Here is a 16,419-nt window from a genome sequence, read left to right on the forward strand (position 1 = left end):
TCCATCGTATCGGTTTCTGGGCAGCCCCCGACGCAGCTCAGCTGCCGAGCCCGGTGATGGCCAGGTTGCGGGCGATCCCGTCCAAAGGCCCGGCCTGGCCAAAGGTCATCTGGTCCTCCTCGGTGCTTGTAGTCAAGCTGTACTGGTTTTGATCCGCCGGCGGGAAGGGGAGGGTTTCTATCCTGCTGAGGTCCCATGCCATGCTGGCACTCAAACTGATCCCCCTGGGTCCGGTCCTGCGGGTGGTTCCCCGGATCAGGAGCAGGCGTGTTCCAAAGAGCAAAGGACCGGCCAATTCCTGCGCCTCGTGGAAAAAGACAGAATCCACGCATCCAGTGCCGTCATCGATACTGATGAAAACCACACGGCGGCCTCCCCTCATGGGCGGTGTCTGGGTGGCGATCCGGACACCGGCCACCAGCACCTCAGTACCGTTACGAAGGCCAAGCAGCTTGTCGGCGGTTGTTACCCCCAGCCGGTTCAGGAGTGGCCGATGGCTCTCCATCAGGTGCTCACTGACGTCCACGGCCATCAGGTCAAGTTCTGCACGGACATTCTCCACCATGGTGGGAGCCGGTAGCCCCCGCTGGAGATTGTTCAGTTCCACGTCCCCTAAAGGCAGAGCAAGTTGCCCTTCAATGACATCAACGCCTTTCTTGGTGGGACGGCTCTGAAGGTTTTGCAGATGAAGGACGAGGTCAGCACGGTTCGCATCATTTCCGGATTCACGGTGAAGGGAATCAAAAGCACCCAGTTGGGCGAGCCGCTTGATGCCAGGTTTGGATAGGCGTGAACGTGCCCGCAAATCCGCCAGGGAATCGTACGGTTGTCCGGCAACGATCCTCTTAAGCTCTGAGGCCGACAATCCGAAGATGCCCTTGAGGCTTAGCCGGATCCCCAGCTTCCCGGCATGCTCCCCCGACTCAACCCGTTCTACCCGGTATTCGGCTTTGCTCCTGTTGATGTCCAGGGGAAGGATGGGGATTCCCAGCCGCCGGGCTTCCGCAACAAGAAGCCGCTTGGGGTACATGCCAGGATCATGTTCCCAGAGCCCGGCAAGGAACGCTTCCGGATGATGCGCTTTCAACCAGGCCGACTGGTAGGTGGGTACAGCAAAGGCCGCCCCGTGAGCCTTGCAGAAACCAAAGCTGGCAAAGGATTTCAGGGTTCCCCAGACCTTGTCCACCACTTCGGGGGAATAGCCTTTGGCTTTGGCCTCGCGGCGGAAAAACTCTTCCACTTTGAATTCCAAGGCCTCATTTCCAAGCACGCGGCGGAACTCGTCAGCCCTGGCAAGCCCGCACCCTGTCATCACGTCCAAGGTCTTCAGGATCTGCTCATGGAACACCGTGACTCCATGGGTTTCCTGCAGGACAGGCTTCAGATCAGGATGGGGATAAACCTCCGGTGAAAACCCATGCCGGTGCTCCAGGAAAGGCCTGACCATGTCCGACTTCATGGGCCCAGGGCGGAAAAGCGAAATGTCGATGATGAGGTCATTGAAATCCCGGGGGGCCATTTTGCCTACCAGTTCCCGCTGCCCCGGAGATTCGATCTGGAAGCAACCAAGAGTGTGGGTACTGCGTATCAGTTCATAGGTTGGTTCATCATCCAAGGGCACTGCATTGAGGTCTATATGCCCGTCATCAGAGATGTAGTCAGGACCTTTCCCGTCATTGCCAGGAGGATGCAAACCAGCTGCTGTTACCTCTGCCTTGGAGGGATGAAGCCGGATCACTTCCCGGACCGCAAAGGCCATGGCGCTTTGCATCCTGACCCCCAGGACATCGAGCTTCAGCATTCCCATGGGATCCATGTCGTGTTTATCGAATTGGCTCATCGGTAATCCCAGTCCGCTGGGCTGGACCGGGGTCCGGTCCAAAAGGGTGGAATCGCCCAGGATCACTCCGCAGGGGTGCATGGAGATGTGGCGAGGCAACCGGTCCAGTCGTTCAGTGAGATCAACCAAAAGATCAAGCTGCTGGTTTTCAGAAAAATCCCGCTCAACCCGGCCAGCGAACTCCCGTAGTTCCGGCTTCTCAGCAAGGGCTTCGCGGAATTTACGCGCGGAAAAGCGCCACAGCTGTTTCGCGATTTCGCCTATTTCGCCGTCGTCCATTCCAAGTGCCATGCCTGCATCCCGGACAGCACCGCGAGCGCGGTACCCGTTTTGCATGCTCATCAAAGTGACCCGTTCAGCCCCGAACCGGTCAAAGATTTTCCGGTAAACGTTGTGCCTTTCGGCGCTTTCGACGTCGATGTCAATATCGGGCAGGGTCGCCCTGTCGCCGGAAAGAAACCGTTCAAATACGAGGTCGTGCTGGAGGGGATTCACCTGGCTGATATCAATAAGGTAGTTGACCAGGCTTGAGGCTCCGGAGCCCCTGGCCGCCGCCCTGACGTTCATATCCAGGATCATGCGGGAAACTTCGGCAACGGTGAGGAAGTAGGAAGCAAAGCCGAGGTTTCCGATGATCCTTAGTTCATGCTCCAACCGGGAGCGCATTTCAACTTCCTGCTTTCCGGAGATCCCCGGGAAGCGGCGGCCGATCCCGGCCTCACACCGCTGGATCAGTTCCACTAAAGGATCACCGGCGATGCCGATGACGGAAGTTTCAGGAACAACCGGTTGCTTCCAGCCCATGTCGGAGACTGGATCCATCCGGCAACGATCCGCGAGCGCCTCCGTTTGAGCCAGCAGTCTTTTCAGGTCAGCTGTGCCGTACCCCGCTGAGTGGATGATTTCTTTTGCCAGCTGCACCATGTGCGCCTTGGACTTGAACCAGCCTTGTCCTGTTGGTTGCAGAAGGGGGGCTGAGGAGAGTTCAGGAAGTGATTTCAGTGTGCGGGCGGAATCGAGGACATCTGCTGTGGCAGCTCCATCCTCTTCGCAGTACCTGACGGCGTTGGTCAGGACGGCTGGTACATGGTGTTCGGCGGCGAGTTTGAGCATGCGCACAGCATGGGCAGTGCTCAGTGGGGCTCCTGGGGGGCTTAGCTGTGACACGACTTCGGCCACTACTGTTCCCTGGGGCATTGCTTCCAGCCAGCGCTTGAACAAGGTGCGGGGAAGTAGGTATTTCCGTCCTCCCATGGACCGGCCGACGTCGGAATCAGGTCCGATGAGAACGGTCAGGACCGGTTTCAAAGTGTCGGGATCCAGTGTTCTGGATGCCAGCTCCGCCCTGGTCACTGCGACAGGAACCACTCCCCCTGCCTTGCCTGTTGTCCTTGCATGGGCGTCGGAGATAAGCCGGCAAAGGGCACGGTAGCCGGCTCCGTTGTTGTGTCCATGGGCGAGGACAACAACCCGGCCCGAAAGCTGGGTGCGGTGATCGCCGTCGTCGTCAAATACTGCGAGATCAACTCCCACTACCGGATCGATGCCCGCAGCCATGCATGCCTTTAAATGTTTGACTGTTCCGTACAGCCCGTCCCTGTCGGTGCACGCCAATGCTGTTGCCCCGTCAGCCGCGGCTGCACTGGCAAGTTCCTCCGGCCAGGAGACTCCGTAGTGTGCGCTGAAGGCAGTGGAGACGTGAAGGTGGGTAAAGCTCATGCTGTTTTTGGTGCTGTTCTTGGCTGGAGGGCATCATGGATGCGCAGCAGCCTCCAGCGCCCGCTGCCAATATCGCGCGACAGGTCCAGCGTTAATGGTTCCTGCGGCACCCCCGGTGAACGCTGATCTTCAGCTTTGACTTGCACCCGCCAGATTTCATGGTCTACCAGTCCCTTGCCTGCCCCCAGGGGTGCCCTTTTTTCCTCTGCCCACCATTGACGGCGTTCAAACCAGCGCACCGGTTCTGCACACACGGTGTAGCGGCACCCTGCCCAGAAAAGGTTCAAGGGCTGGCCTTCAGGAGCGCATTCCACCTCTACACCCTCACTGAATATCCCCATGGATGCCTCCGTGCAACTTTCTTACAGCTTCCTTGCAACTTCTAACAACTTCCTTCTTCGAATATATCTTCGAATACTTTCAGTCTACGCCCGAGGCATGACAAAACCTAGGTCGGGGGTGGACGGAAGGGGAAGCAGAGAGCAGGATGGAGCCATGAGTTCCAATGAAGCACTCCTGAGAAACGCCAGCATCGCCGCCAAGAATTCACATTTGGTGGCGACTTTCGATATTGATGGCAATATTCCGTCGTCGGGCGCCTACGTCGTGGGGCTTGTTGCGTCCACTCCTGACCTGTCACATCAACGAAGGCTTGGAATCGAGTTCATGAATGGCGAGGCAGTCTCGTTCTATGCCTTCAACCATGACGGCACCGAGGAGAACTTCGACCTCGACGGAGTGGAGCATTCAGGCAATACCATCACAGGGCATTTTCCCCTGAGCACCATAATGGGTCTCGGCAAGGGGCATCTGATATCAGCCTTCAGCGAAGCCGACGGGCGGGAATTCCAGGCAGGCGTTCAGGTCCAGGAATCTCTCTGAAGCTGAATCAGTCGTTGTTTTCCTGGACTTTGAGTTCCAGTTCGATGAATTCGGAGATCATGGTCCGGTAGGTCGTTTCCACCAGGCCGGGATCAATGCCCTTCTTTTCGGCCGCGAACCGGACGTGCTCGATGATGCGCTCCACCCGGCCCGGTGCGCGTACTTCCGCGCTGTCCCCTTTTAGCGTCCCGGCGATGCGGATCAGACGTTCCCTGCGGGCGATGAGGCTGACGATCTGCTCGTCCACTTCGTCCACGGCCACGCGCACGGCGGCGAGCTGTTCTTTGTCGGCCTGGGCGTTTTTGTCGAGTCCGTATTCTGTGGGCATGTGACTGACAGTATCTAAGGATGCAACCCGAGTCGACTACATTTCCCTTGGCGCTGGCCGCGTACAGGTTTAGAACAGGCTGGCCAAGTCTGAAACGCGTGTCTTGGATTCACTACCACCAGAACGCACATAGGGTCGGTACATGGACAAGGAACATACCGGCGAGCTGGACGGGCAGACCTCTATCAACGAGCTGCTCGACGAACCGGTCGGCCATGCTCACATCCAGATGGCGCTGCCCCTTCATGTCCAATTCTCCGCGGGGAAATTCGTACGCCTGTAGGGAGGAGCAGCTGCCACTTTTTGAGGTTGCCCACAGCGCCGAATTTTCCCGTGGAGCGGAACGCTCTCATTGTGCTGGGATGTCATGTAAGACTCGGAAGATTGACTGCACCCCCCTTGGGCGCACTGCACCACGACGTCGAAAGGTCCTGGTAAGGCGTCTTAGAACGTGCCGATCCCATTCTGCGTTGGTCAACATCGAAGAATCGAAATTCTTGACCAGAGGAACCAGGTAACTGACGTAGTTTTTGTTTTTCATGATTATTCGGAACTCTATCGCCCCCTGGTTGGAGTGGCGCCGCTGCGCTTCTCTGGCTGGCACAAGAGGCACGGCATAAACTTGGGATGTTCACGTGGCGATCGCGGTTTGCGGATTAAACGTGCGTCAGAACGGAGAGCGCCATGCTCAAGATCCTCATGTGCAAACTGAACTTGCGCCATGCGTGGCACATAGAATCCGCAGAGGACGGCAGCGGCCGCTATAGGCGCTGTACGCGGTGCGGTAAGTACGACCGCGACATGGACGGCAGCGGCTTTATGCACTGACACCGGCATCCGGATTTTGACGGCGGCTCGACAGACCTCCCGTTTGAGACATCACAGCTAGTCAAGTACGACTATGACTTTCCCGCCCTCATAGAAGCCCTCTCCATCGGCCTGGATCATTGCGCCGTTGTTTTCAACCAAGTAGATCAGAACATGCCCCAAGGCCGTGTATCCATCGTCGTCAAAGTCGAAGACCGGCAACCGGGCCGCAACGATGAAAAGGGGTCTTCCGCAGATGTTTCTCCACGCGTCTTCGGTTCCTACCCTTGGGCGCATCCTCCAGGAAATCCATAAACTCCTCGATTTCTTCGCCCATGAGGGACCCGTCGTCCCCATCTTCACCATGGACTTCCAACAGGACCGGCCCCAGCGGCGGAGGGTCGCCATGGGTACAAAACGCTCTGACGTAGTAACTCACGGCCACGAGGATACCGTCCAGTCAAGCGGGATGACATGACTTCCTTCAGACGCGACGTCAAAGGCAATCAATTCGGCAGTATTAGACTTCTGAAGATGTTTCCACCTGGATTATCGATGCTTTGGGAATCGACAGAACCACAAATCGCGCTGAAGAACAGGTTTGGCCTTGGCAGCTTCGACGAAGCAGCCGGCTGGCTCACCAAGGTTCTCGCCGAATCCTGGGCGATTGAGGTGAAGGCCTGCGAGCGAATCATCATCAGCGACCACAACGCCATCGCCTGGATCAGCACGGACCGCGGACGCTTGGTGGCGAAGTGGTCCCGTGATGAGGATCAGTTCGTCAAATTTTCCGGAACCGCAGATCTGCTGGCTGCGCTGCACAAAGAAGGGCTGCCAGTGGCGCCCCCGCTGGCGGCCACTGACGGCAGGCACCGAGTGATCTTCGATTCCTCGTCCGTCACGGTGCAACCTCATATAGACGGCGACCTGCTTGACGTCACTGCTGACACAGCGGTCCGAAAGGCCGGGGCCTCTCTGGCCCGCTTGCACTGCGCTTTGGCAACGCAGGGAGACAGCCGGTTGACCAAGCTAGGGCGACACACTGGTGGAACGCTGGATTTGCGGCGGCGGATAGGGACCTGGCTGCAGCATGCGGACATCGGGAGTGCGCCGGAAGCGTCAGCAAGACTTCGTGACCGGATAGCGTCGCTGCCGCCGATCGACAGCGATCCGCAGCTGATCCACAACGACTACAGGGCCTCCAATTTGCTCACCTCTGGTACAGGGGTCATCGCCGTTCTCGACTTCGACGAGGTCGCCCTGGACTACTGCGTCAGCGACCTCGCGTACGCTTTCGTCTTCCTCGGAACCCGGTTCACCAATTGGCAACCAACACCGCCCAGGGTCCGCGAGGCCCTTCTGCATGGATACGAAACAGTGAGGCCACTCACACAGCTTGAGCGCCAGTGGCTACACATTCTCGCACTGTGGCAGGGAATCAATGCAATCCCCCCCGGCGACGATCCGGCGGGGTGGGCAAGGGCTGTGTGATGTCCCTCCCGCAGTCGGCTATCGTGGTGCCATGCCGAGCCGATTAGCTGTTATCGCCATCGACGCGATCCACCCACAGGTGGTGGCCGAATTCTGGTGTGCCGTCCTTGACTGGCATGTTGTTGACGAGGATACGGACATCATCAGCATCGGACCGCAGGATGGGAGCTCGCCTTCCATTGACGTCATCGCGGTGCCCGAAGGCAAGACCGTCAAAAACCGGCTGCATTTCGACCTCCGGGCTGACGGCGTGTCCACCGCGGAGGAGCTTGAGCGCCTGCTCGCCCTCGGCGCCCGGCGCACAGACGTGGGTCAGGGGCCGGACGTCAGTTGGGTGGTTCTCAGCGATCCCGAGGGAAACGAGTTCTGTCTGTTATCCCGATCCGTCCAGGATGTCGAAGGCGAGACCTGAGTCTCACCTTCCGCCCGGCGCCAACGTCACGGTCTGAATACAAAAACTCCCACAGCCCCGGAAGTTCTATCCCGGCACTACGATCAGCCCTAATCTTGGATTCATAAGCATGCTTTCGATTATTTAGGGGTGGTTCAAGTGAAAAACTTGTCCGTGCTCAGCCTGGCCGCAGCTGCCGCCGTCGCCCTGTCCTCCTGCACCGGAGGTGGCGGTTCCGGCACCACCAGCCCCGGCAGCCCTACCCCGACAGAGGCGCAAAGCAAGGTCTACAGCCAGGAAGAACTCCGGGATCTGGTGTCAGGAATGAAGGACGACGACGGGAACGAGCTCCGGCTCTACTCCCCGGAGCAGGTCGACCAGGGTGAGAGGATTGCGCGGCTCCTGATGGGTACAGCAACCGTGAATCCCGGCGGCTGCAGGTCCATTGCCACCGCCGGGTTGCTTGAAAGCGTGGAAAACGGCGAAGTAGCCGTGGCAGTTTCCGAAAGCGAGGAACCCCGCACCCTGTCAGCACAGTCCGGCCCGGGAGGACCCGACGCCGAGTCACTGGTCAGGGACATCCGGGGAAAGATGGGCGAATGCGCCCAATTCACGGTCGACGTCGCGGGTCAACGGCTCGATGTCAAAAGTGAAGAACTCCAGGCCCAAACTCACGCGGACGAAACGTTCGCCACCCTCAGCACCCGTGGCGAAGGCACATCGGACATGCTGATGCAGGTTTCAGCCGGGAAGGACAGGCTGCTCGTCGTGGCTACGAAGAGCGGTGCCTCCCTTGGCGACGCCGATCAGAAGGAACTGGAGAAACTCATTAACGATGCCCTGGACAAGGCCGACGACGGTTCCTCACCGACAGCCACAAGCTCACCTACCAGTACGGTAACTGTCTCCCCGTCCCCGACAGGGTCCGGACCCGACAACACAACCGAGCCGTCGCCGTCGGGCACGGGAGGGGCGGGAGGCAGCAGCTGAGCCGATAGAGTCGGCGTATGTCAAAAGCTGTGATTTTGGGAGGAACCGGGGTTATTGGACAGGCTGCGGCGCGCCGGTTTCTGGCCGCCGGCTGGCAGGTCGATGTGTGCAGCCGGAACCCTGACCGGATGCCGGCGGATCTGGCGGCGAACGGTGCACGGCACCGGATCCTGGACAGGGCCGATGCTTCATCACTTCGGTCAGCCCTGAACAATGGCGCCGATCTGCTGGTCGACTGCCTTGCCTTTACTGCCGCAGATGCCCGGCTCGTGATCCCGTTCCTTGGGTCCGTCGGGTCGACGGTGATGATCTCAAGCAAGGCTGTTTACGTCGACGGCGACGGCAGGCACGTCAACTCTGAGGTGCGCCCGCAATTCAACAGCCCCATCTCTGAGACGAACCCGACGCTGGCTGCAGGGAGCGGTGACTACAACACCGCGGAAGGATACGGCCCCAACAAAGTAGCTGCAGAACAGGCCTTCCTCGCCAGCGGGAGTCCGGTTACCGTCATCAGAGCCTCAAAAGTTCATGGCCAGGGTGCCGCTCCCGCACGCGAATGGTTCTTCGTGAAGCGGATCCTGGATGGTCGATCCGCTATTTTCCTCCGCAACGGCGGAACGTCAATCGATCACACCAGCGCTGCCGTAAACCTCGCAGCACTGATCGAAACTGTCGCAGGGCTGCCTGGATCCCGCGTGCTCAATGGAGCAGATCCTGATGCGCCCACTGTCCTGGAGATTGCGCGCACCGCGGCCGGACATTTCCGGCACTCCTGGGCGGAAGTGCTATTGGAAGAGGACTCCACGTCCGACGTCGGACGGACGCCTTGGGATACCGCCTCGCCAATCGTGCTGGATATGAGCGCCGCCGCCAAACTCGGTTATGTTCCCGTGGGAACGTACGGGCAAACCGTGTCCGAAACCCTCGATTGGCTCGCTGGCGCCTTCCGCAAGGATGGTACAGGAGCCCAGGGCCTGCCCTTCTTTGAAGGCCGCTTCGACTACGGTGCCGAAGATGAGTACCTAAAAATACTCACGCATTGACGTCGAGGTCCCGCGGGGCTGCCGTGCTCTCGCGGACCACCAGGCTCGTGGGGACGAGGACCATGCCGGGTTCAGTGGAATTACTCCGGATCTGGTGGAGGATGTCGTCCACGCAGCGGTGCCCCACCTGCGCGAAGTCCTGGTGAACTGTAGTCAGCGGCGGGCTGTAGGACGACGCTTCCGGCACGTCGTCGAATCCCACCAGACTGATGTCCCCAGGGACTGCCTTGCCCTTCTCCCGGAACGCCCGGAGGACGCCAAGAGCCATGTGATCGTTGGCGGTGAAAACAGCCGTGCAGCCCTCCTGCCCGGCGAGCCAGAGTCCGGCTTGGTACCCCGACTCGGCCGACCAGTCTCCCCGCACTACCGGCGGGAGGTCCTTTCCGTGAGCCAGCAGGGTTTCCCGCCAGGCCTGCTGGCGCCGGCCGCTCGCGAATGATTCCTCAGGTCCTGCCACATGCCAGACAGTCTGATGTCCCAGGCCAAGGAGGTGCTCCACGGCCTTGTGCGCGCCGTCAGCCTGATCCGTATCCACCACGCTGTACGTCTCACCGGCATTGGAATCCACGACGACCACCTTGACTCCCGGGGGCACCGAGACTGTGGCGGCATCCAGGAGATGGATCTCCATGATGGCGATAACGCCGTCGACGGCCAACTCCCCCATTCGTGAGAAAGCCCCCTGAACCTCTGCCTGAGTTGGTGCTGTCACCGGGATAAGCGTGATGGCGTAGTCCTTTTTGGCGGCATGAACGGCGATGGCCTCTAACGTCCTGACGTTACCGATCGAGGAGAGGGAGAAGAGGATAACCCCGATGGTGCGGAAGCTGCCGCGTTTCAGGGCACGGGCAGCGCTGTTGGGCCGGTATCCGAGCTCGTTCATAGCGGAGATGACCTGCTGGCGGGTCGCCTCAATGACATCCGGGCTGCCGTTGGAGACCCTGGAGACTGTCTGCGACGACACACCGGCAAGCTCTGCCACATCGGCCATGGATACCCGCCGCTTCCGGTCACGGGCCGGAGATCCCTGCTGGACTTCCGTGGCAGCAGGGCGAGGTTGACCAGACTTTGTGAGCATGCCAACATCGTACCCAATCATGTTTACGTAAACACCACATTACGAGCCAACGCATGTTTACGTAACCAAAGCCCTGCTTCCACTCATTTGAGAACGCAAAGGACCTTCATGACAACGGCGTCCCCTACGCTGGCCGCGCCCGCGGCCTCCGCTGCATTCGAGCGGAAACCCCGCCGGAGATCTTGGGCAGGATGGTGGTTTATTGGCCCTTTTATGGCGGTGTTTGCCCTGGTATTCCTCGCGCCAATCACTTACTCGATCTACCTGAGCGTCTTCCGGAACCAGCTCATCGGCGGGACCACCTTCGTCGGCCTGGACAATTACGTCCGCGCCCTGACTGATCCGCAGTTCTGGTCTGCCCTGGGGCGGGTCTCACTGTTCCTCACCGTCCAGGTACCGGTGATGCTCTTTATCGCCCTGCTTGTGGCCCTGGCGCTGGACAGCGGCCGCTTGTACGGGAAGTCCTTCTTCCGCATCTCGATCTTCCTGCCCTACGCAGTACCCGCTGTGGTGGCTGCCCTTATGTGGGGATTCATGTACGGAACACGCTTCGGGTTGGTCGGGAACATCAACCAGGCCCTCGGACTGTCACTGCCGAGCCCGCTGTCCGCCGAACTCGTCCTTCTCTCGATCGGGAACATCGTGACGTGGGAGTTCATCGGCTACAACATGCTGATCTTCTTCTCCGCGCTTACGGTGATTCCGAAGTCACTCTATGAGGCAGCGGAAATCGACGGGGCGGGGCAGGTCAGGGTCATTACAGCCATCAAACTGCCGGCCATCCGGGGCGCCATTGTGGTTGCGACGATTTTCTCCGTCATCGGGAGCTTCCAGCTCTTCAACGAACCGAGCATCCTCAAAAGCCTGTCGCCAAACACCATTTCCACATACTTCACCCCCAACCTGTACGCCTACTCCCTCTCTTTCTCGGGCCAGCAGTACAACTACTCCGCCACAGTTGCCATCATCATGGGCCTGCTCACGATGGCAATCGCCTTCGCCGTTCAGGTTCGCGGCATGCGAAAGGAACGCTGACCATGAGCGCCCCCACGGCCACCCGCCCCGGCACCATCCCCCCGTCCGGACGATCCGCCTCCCCAGTGCGCCTCCGGTCCTCCCGTACTTCCCCGAAGCGCCGACCGCGGAGAAGCATAGGGCTGACTCTCGCCATGGGCCTGGTTCTCCTCTACAGCCTTGCGCCGCTGTTCTGGCTGCTCGTCAACTCCACCAAGACCCAGGAAGGGCTCTTCAGCTCCTTCGGACTCTGGTTCGACAACGACTTCGCCCTGTGGGACAACATTGCCCGTACTGCCACGTATGACGGCGGAATATTCCTCCGCTGGCTCGCCAACACCGTCCTGTACGTGGTTCTCGGCGCCGGGGGCGCCACCTTCCTTGCCGTGCTTGGCGGCTACGCGCTCGCGAAGTTCGACTTCCCGGGCAAGAAGGGGGTTTTCGCCGTAGTCATCGGCGCAGTCGCCGTACCAGGTACAGCGCTGGCTGTTCCGACCTTCCTCATGTTCAGCCAAATGGGCCTGACGAACACCCCCTGGGCCGTGATCATCCCCTCCCTCATCTCCCCGTTCGGCCTCTACCTCATGTGGACCTTCGCCTCTGAAGCGATCCCCACCGAAATCCTGGAGTCCGCCCGCATTGATGGAGCCAGTGAAGTGCGCACGTTTTTCCAGGTCTGCCTGCCGCTGCTGACGCCGGGCATTGTCACTGTGCTGCTGTTCACGATGGTCGCGACGTGGAACAACTATTTCCTCCCGCTGATCATGCTGAAGAACCCGGACTGGTACCCGCTCACCCTTGGCCTGAACGCGTGGAACGCCCAGGCCGCCACCGCTGGAGGCGAAGCAATCTTCAACCTCGTCATTACCGGATCGCTGCTCACCATCCTGCCCCTCATCGCCGCCTTCCTGCTCCTGCAGCGCTATTGGCAGGCCGGACTTTCGGCCGGAAGCGTCAAAGAATAACGTCCTCCTCCCACCATGGGTCCGTCGCAGCGGGCTCCCCAGAACGCACTCGGCACCACCGCGCTCCGTACATGCACCACTAACGCAAGTAGAAGGAAGACCATGAATAAAACTTTGACCCGTCGCGGCCTGCTGCAAGGTTCGGCAGTCGCAGCAGCACTCGCACTGGGCCTGACCGGCTGCGGGGGCGGCGCCCCCGCAACCCAACAGACCGTCAGCAGCAACGCCGTCGAAGAAGCCCTTCAAAAGGGCGGCAAGCTCACTGTATGGGCCTGGGAGCCGACGCTTAAGAAAGTCGTAGAGGGCTTCGAAGCCAAGTACCCCAACGTGGACGTTGAACTCGTCAACGCCGGTACGGGCAATGACCAGTACACCGCCCTTCAGAACGCCATCTCAGCAGGATCCGGCGTCCCTGACGTTGCGCAGATCGAGTACTACGCACTCCCCCAGTTTTCGCTTGCCAAGTCTGTGACTGATCTCTCCCAGTTCGGCGCCTCAGAATTGAAGGACACCTTCACGCCCGGCCCGTGGGCTTCGGTGCAGGCCGCAGGCGGGGTTTACGGGCTGCCGATGGACTCAGGTCCCATGGCACTGTTCTACAACAAAGAGGTGTTCGACAAACACGGGATAGCCGTGCCCACGACCTGGGACGAATTCCTGGAAGCCGGCCGCGCCTTGAAGAAGGCGGATCCGAACGCGTACATCGCCAACGACACCGGCGATGCGGGCTTTACGACGAGCATGATCTGGCAGGCCCGCGGAAAGCCGTACAAGGTGGACGGCAGCAACGTCACTGTCAACTTCTCCGATGAAGGCTCCAAAAAATTCACCGAAACCTGGCAGAAGCTTATCGACGAGAAACTCCTGGCTCCCGTCGGTTCCTGGAGCGATGAGTGGTACAAGGGCCTTGGCAGCGGCACTATCGCCACCTTGCCCATCGGTGCCTGGATGCCCGGCAACCTCTCCTCCGGTGTGGCCGAGGGAGAAGGCAAATGGCGCGCGGCGCCCCTTCCCCAGTGGGAGGAAGGCGGCAAGAGCAGCTCCGAAAACGGCGGAAGCTCACTGGCCATCCCGGCCGACGGTAGCCAGGCTGCCCTTGCCTACGGCTTCCTCAAATACTCCAACGTCGATGACGGCGTGAAGACCCGCATTGACGGCGGCTCCTTCCCTTCCACGGCAAAGGAAATCTCTTCCCCCGAGTTCCTCAATGCGGAATTCAAGTACTTCGGCGGCCAGCAGGCCAACAAGATCTTTGCCGAGTCCGCTCAGAACGTGGTCCAGGGCTGGTCCTACCTGCCGTTCCAGGTGTACGCCAACAGCATTTTCAACGACACCGTTGGCCAGGCCTACGTCTCCGATACGAAACTCACGGATGGGCTGACGGCCTGGCAAGAGGCCACGGTCAAGTACGGCTCCGAGCAGGGCTTCACCGTAAAGGAGTAGCTGAAACACAGGGGGGCGCGGGGATAACGGCCGCGCCCCCATCATTTTTGATCAGGTTCCTAATCAGGCACGACGCCGATAATCACGCGTCGCGAAGTGCCAGGGCTGCCTGGACAAGCGCGGCATGGGTGAGGGCCTGGGGGAAATTCCCGAGCATGGCTCCAGTAGCAGGATCGATTTCTTCGCTGTACAGGCCCAGTGGGTTGGCCACACCCAAAAGCGCTTCGAAGAGTTCAGTGGCTTCGGACCGTCTGTCGGTGAATGCCAGGGCCTGAACAAGCCAGAATGAACAAGGCAAAAAGGCACCCTCCGTTCCCGGAAGACCATCCCGGCCTGGCGGATAACGGTAGAGGAGCGGGTAACCTGCGGACAGTTCCTTCCGAACGGCGTCGACTGTTCCATTGACGCGGGGCGAGTCTCTTTCTTCAAGACCGATGACCGGAAGAACCAGCAGCGCGGCGTCCAGGTCCGAGGATCCGAAGGTACGGGTGTAGGAGTTCAAGATGGGGTCGAAACCCTTACTCCTGATCTCGGCGGCGACATCGTCCCTGGCCTTTTCCCATCGCAGTCGTTGCGACCGGCGAAGAGGATGGGTTTCAGCGATCCGGAGGGCGCGGTCCAGCGTCAGCCATCCCATCATCTTGGAGTGCACATGGTGGGATGCGTCCGCCCGGATCTCCCATATGCCGGCATCCGGATCCCGCCAGTGTGAGGCTACAAGATCGGTGAATCCCCGCATTGCCCTCCAGGTTTCCGAATAGAGCCGCTGACCGCTTTCCACGAAAAGCCAGGCGGCATCCAGGACCCAGCCGTAGCCGTCCAGCTGGTGTTGGCCTGCAGCCGCATTGCCTGTGCGGACCGGCGCGCTGCCCGCATATCCGGGCCACTCCTCGAGGATGCGTTCACGAGGGACTCGACCCCCGGCCAAAGTCAGCAGGGCAGGCAGCCGTGGCCGCTGGAGCCTGCTGGCGTGCAACAGCCAGCCGAGGAAGTTCACAGCTTCAGCTGACTTTCCTACGCCTAGGAAGGAACCGACCCCAATGCTCGCGTCCCGTGGCCACGCGTATCTGTAATCCCAGTTGCGTATCCCGCCCACCGCTTCAGGCAGTGACGTGGTGGGGGCCGCAACAGGCGCCCCTGAGGGAGAATACGTCAGCAGCCGAAGCGTGAGCAGGCTCCTGAGGACAGCCTCGCGGAAGGGAACCGTGTTGCCGCTATCGATCCCGTCCATCCAGTCGCGCCAACGGAGTTCGTCGGCTTCGACCAGATCCCAGGCTGTTGCCGGGTTGACATAGATAAGCGGCTCGCCGTATGCCACGGCCATGACGAGTGTCACCGGCTGGCCAGGTGTGACGGTCAGTGACGCGGGCTTGCCTGGTTCCAGCTGCAGCTCTTGGCTGCAGCCCAGGGACAGAGCCAGGGGGCCCCATTCGCAGACGAGATGCGGTCCGGGGCGGACGCGCGGGCGGCGGTGTTTTTCGCCAAGCCGGGGGTCGAAGTTCACCACTGCCGGCATGGGCGAACCTTCTGCCCGGAGACGCCTGACCAGAATAGTCGTGGGCAGCAATTGGCCGGACACCTCGGACACCATTGCCTCAGTGAGAACAAGGCGACCTTCTCCACGACTCCATACCGTTTCCAGGGTTGCACTGTTGTGGCGGTATTGGCGCGTCACCCGCCGTGCAGGCAGGACGGGTCCGGCCAGAAAGGTTCCTGCTTCGGCCCCACCGAGGAGTGCGCCGAATACAGGTTCCCCGTCGAATGAGGGGACGCAAAACCAATCTATGGCACCGTCTGCCGAGACAAGGGCCGCCGTGCGTGTATCGCCCAGCAGCCCGTAATCTCCAATGGGCGGGTAGTTCAGTCCTTCCGGAGCTCTGTTTGCCGGCTTCACGATGCCCTCAGCAGGAGTCCGAGCACAGCGCCGTAGATCACATGGGCGACTATGGCGACAGCCGGCGTCTGAATGCCGTAATTAAGGCCCAGCAAGCCGGGCGGTTCCAGCACAGCGGTACTGGACGGGCCTGCCCTCGGGGAAGCCATGCGGGGGTGGATTGCCGGCAGGAGCGGCAGGATCACGGTCAGGGCAACCGCGACATGAAGAAGTCCAAGCACTGCTCCGAGCCACCAGGTTGCCTCTCCAAGGAGAGTGAATACTGCGGCGTAGCCCAAGGCGAAGACCTGGCCCGCGGCGAGGTGGATGAAGAAACCAGCGATCCGCGCGCGGTCCGGATCAGGTGTAAGCAAGGAGCCGAGCACCAGCGGCAGGTCAAGCCGCGTCCAACCAGCCATTTGCGCGACGATCATGACGACGGTCAGCACGGTGGTTGCGAGCAGACCGAACAGCGCCCAGCCTTGCCAGTCCATCTCAGTCGCCTCCACTGACATCGACTCTTCTAAAACAAGATACTTTGACTTTAGAACGCCT

16 protein-coding genes are annotated in these 16,419 nt (G+C 60.3%); 9 read left to right on the forward strand and 7 right to left on the reverse strand.

Going from position 1 to position 16,419, the window contains the following annotated elements; translation table 11 throughout:
• Nucleotides 1-37 precede the first annotated feature (37 nt).
• Nucleotides 38-3,559 carry a DNA polymerase III subunit alpha gene (locus M1D88_RS11845; protein ID WP_458111058.1) on the reverse strand — a complete coding sequence of 1,174 codons (3,522 nt, stop codon included), beginning with the start codon at nt 3,557-3,559 and terminating at the stop codon, nt 38-40.
• A complete protein-coding gene (locus M1D88_RS11850) occupies nt 3,556-3,900 on the reverse strand; it encodes a DUF6504 family protein (RefSeq protein WP_458111059.1) in 345 nt (114 codons plus the stop codon). Before M1D88_RS11850 ends, M1D88_RS11845 begins: the two co-directional genes overlap by 4 nt.
• A gap of 154 nt (nt 3,901-4,054) precedes the next feature.
• On the opposite strand from M1D88_RS11850, the gene M1D88_RS11855 reads away from it, so the two are divergent.
• Nucleotides 4,055-4,441: a hypothetical protein gene (locus M1D88_RS11855; protein WP_309105296.1), complete on the forward strand. Its 387-nt coding sequence runs from the start codon at nt 4,055-4,057 to the stop codon at nt 4,439-4,441.
• A 7-nt stretch (nt 4,442-4,448) separates the two neighbouring features.
• Here the strand turns inward: M1D88_RS11855 and M1D88_RS11860 are convergent, their stop codons facing one another.
• Nucleotides 4,449-4,769 (reverse strand): chorismate mutase, encoded by a 321-nt coding sequence (locus M1D88_RS11860; protein ID WP_458111060.1) that lies wholly within the window; start codon nt 4,767-4,769, stop codon nt 4,449-4,451.
• A gap of 142 nt (nt 4,770-4,911) precedes the next feature.
• Between M1D88_RS11860 and M1D88_RS11865 the strand changes: the two genes are divergently transcribed.
• Complete coding sequence (locus M1D88_RS11865) at nt 4,912-5,052, forward strand: hypothetical protein (protein ID WP_458111061.1); 141 nt, start codon at nt 4,912-4,914, stop codon at nt 5,050-5,052.
• A gap of 602 nt (nt 5,053-5,654) precedes the next feature.
• On the opposite strand, the gene M1D88_RS11870 is transcribed toward M1D88_RS11865, so the two are convergent.
• On the reverse strand, nt 5,655-5,873 hold the full coding sequence (locus M1D88_RS11870) for a hypothetical protein (protein WP_458111062.1): 219 nt from the start codon (nt 5,871-5,873) through the stop codon (nt 5,655-5,657).
• 258 nt (nt 5,874-6,131) lie between these two features.
• Between M1D88_RS11870 and M1D88_RS11875 the strand changes: the two genes are divergently transcribed.
• The 4 genes from M1D88_RS11875 to M1D88_RS11890 all read left to right on the forward strand — a co-directional run bounded on the left by M1D88_RS11875 (nt 6,132) and on the right by M1D88_RS11890 (nt 9,491).
• Nucleotides 6,132-7,067, forward strand: coding sequence for a phosphotransferase enzyme family protein (locus M1D88_RS11875; protein ID WP_458111063.1), 936 nt, complete (start codon nt 6,132-6,134; stop codon nt 7,065-7,067).
• Between the two features lie 31 nt (nt 7,068-7,098).
• Nucleotides 7,099-7,479, forward strand: a complete 381-nt coding sequence (locus tag M1D88_RS11880) for a VOC family protein (protein WP_458111064.1) — start codon at nt 7,099-7,101, stop codon at nt 7,477-7,479.
• A gap of 138 nt (nt 7,480-7,617) precedes the next feature.
• Nucleotides 7,618-8,448: a hypothetical protein gene (locus M1D88_RS11885; protein WP_458111065.1), complete on the forward strand. Its 831-nt coding sequence runs from the start codon at nt 7,618-7,620 to the stop codon at nt 8,446-8,448.
• Between the two features lie 17 nt (nt 8,449-8,465).
• Nucleotides 8,466-9,491, forward strand: coding sequence for an NAD-dependent epimerase/dehydratase family protein (locus M1D88_RS11890; RefSeq protein WP_458111066.1), 1,026 nt, complete (start codon nt 8,466-8,468; stop codon nt 9,489-9,491).
• On the opposite strand, the gene M1D88_RS11895 is transcribed toward M1D88_RS11890, so the two are convergent.
• Nucleotides 9,481-10,569 (reverse strand): LacI family DNA-binding transcriptional regulator, encoded by a 1,089-nt coding sequence (locus tag M1D88_RS11895; protein ID WP_458111067.1) that lies wholly within the window; start codon nt 10,567-10,569, stop codon nt 9,481-9,483. The two genes, M1D88_RS11890 and M1D88_RS11895, sit on opposite strands and share 11 nt — an antisense overlap.
• 108 nt (nt 10,570-10,677) lie before the next feature.
• On the opposite strand from M1D88_RS11895, the gene M1D88_RS11900 reads away from it, so the two are divergent.
• The 3 genes from M1D88_RS11900 (at nt 10,678) to M1D88_RS11910 (ending at nt 13,991) form a co-directional block, all read left to right on the forward strand.
• Entirely contained in the window at nt 10,678-11,604 is a 927-nt protein-coding gene (locus M1D88_RS11900; protein WP_458111068.1) for a carbohydrate ABC transporter permease, read from the forward strand.
• Nucleotides 11,605-11,606: 2 nt separating this feature from the next.
• Nucleotides 11,607-12,548: a carbohydrate ABC transporter permease gene (locus tag M1D88_RS11905; protein WP_458111069.1), complete on the forward strand. Its 942-nt coding sequence runs from the start codon at nt 11,607-11,609 to the stop codon at nt 12,546-12,548.
• Nucleotides 12,549-12,650: 102 nt separating this feature from the next.
• On the forward strand, nt 12,651-13,991 hold the full coding sequence (locus M1D88_RS11910) for an ABC transporter substrate-binding protein (protein ID WP_458111070.1): 1,341 nt from the start codon (nt 12,651-12,653) through the stop codon (nt 13,989-13,991).
• A gap of 82 nt (nt 13,992-14,073) precedes the next feature.
• Here the strand turns inward: M1D88_RS11910 and M1D88_RS11915 are convergent, their stop codons facing one another.
• Together M1D88_RS11915 and M1D88_RS11920 are read right to left on the reverse strand one after the other, a co-directional pair.
• The gene (locus tag M1D88_RS11915; protein ID WP_458111071.1) at nt 14,074-15,885 is read right to left on the reverse strand and encodes a glycoside hydrolase family 15 protein; all 1,812 of its coding nucleotides are present in this window, start codon (nt 15,883-15,885) and stop codon (nt 14,074-14,076) included.
• Nucleotides 15,882-16,379 (reverse strand): hypothetical protein, encoded by a 498-nt coding sequence (locus tag M1D88_RS11920; RefSeq protein WP_458111072.1) that lies wholly within the window; start codon nt 16,377-16,379, stop codon nt 15,882-15,884. The genes M1D88_RS11915 and M1D88_RS11920 overlap by 4 nt, the downstream gene beginning before the upstream one ends.
• Nucleotides 16,380-16,419: the final 40 nt, after the last annotated feature.

The organism is Arthrobacter sp. R1-13, assembly GCF_054161475.1.

Excerpts from the sequence above, each read along its gene's own strand:
- M1D88_RS11845 (WP_458111058.1), bottom strand. The coding sequence starts at position 3,559 with ATGAGCTTTACCCACCTTCACGTCTCCACTGCCTTCAGCGCACACTAC.
- M1D88_RS11850 (WP_458111059.1), bottom strand. The coding sequence starts at position 3,900 with ATGGGGATATTCAGTGAGGGTGTAGAGGTGGAATGCGCTCCTGAAGGC.
- M1D88_RS11855 (WP_309105296.1), top strand. The coding sequence starts at position 4,055 with ATGAGTTCCAATGAAGCACTCCTGAGAAACGCCAGCATCGCCGCCAAG.
- M1D88_RS11860 (WP_458111060.1), bottom strand. The coding sequence starts at position 4,769 with ATGCCCACAGAATACGGACTCGACAAAAACGCCCAGGCCGACAAAGAA.
- M1D88_RS11865 (WP_458111061.1), top strand. The coding sequence starts at position 4,912 with ATGGACAAGGAACATACCGGCGAGCTGGACGGGCAGACCTCTATCAAC.
- M1D88_RS11870 (WP_458111062.1), bottom strand. The coding sequence starts at position 5,873 with ATGCGCCCAAGGGTAGGAACCGAAGACGCGTGGAGAAACATCTGCGGA.
- M1D88_RS11875 (WP_458111063.1), top strand. The coding sequence starts at position 6,132 with ATGCTTTGGGAATCGACAGAACCACAAATCGCGCTGAAGAACAGGTTT.
- M1D88_RS11880 (WP_458111064.1), top strand. The coding sequence starts at position 7,099 with ATGCCGAGCCGATTAGCTGTTATCGCCATCGACGCGATCCACCCACAG.
- M1D88_RS11890 (WP_458111066.1), top strand. The coding sequence starts at position 8,466 with ATGTCAAAAGCTGTGATTTTGGGAGGAACCGGGGTTATTGGACAGGCT.
- M1D88_RS11895 (WP_458111067.1), bottom strand. The coding sequence starts at position 10,569 with ATGCTCACAAAGTCTGGTCAACCTCGCCCTGCTGCCACGGAAGTCCAG.
- M1D88_RS11900 (WP_458111068.1), top strand. The coding sequence starts at position 10,678 with ATGACAACGGCGTCCCCTACGCTGGCCGCGCCCGCGGCCTCCGCTGCA.
- M1D88_RS11905 (WP_458111069.1), top strand. The coding sequence starts at position 11,607 with ATGAGCGCCCCCACGGCCACCCGCCCCGGCACCATCCCCCCGTCCGGA.
- M1D88_RS11910 (WP_458111070.1), top strand. The coding sequence starts at position 12,651 with ATGAATAAAACTTTGACCCGTCGCGGCCTGCTGCAAGGTTCGGCAGTC.
- M1D88_RS11920 (WP_458111072.1), bottom strand. The coding sequence starts at position 16,379 with ATGTCAGTGGAGGCGACTGAGATGGACTGGCAAGGCTGGGCGCTGTTC.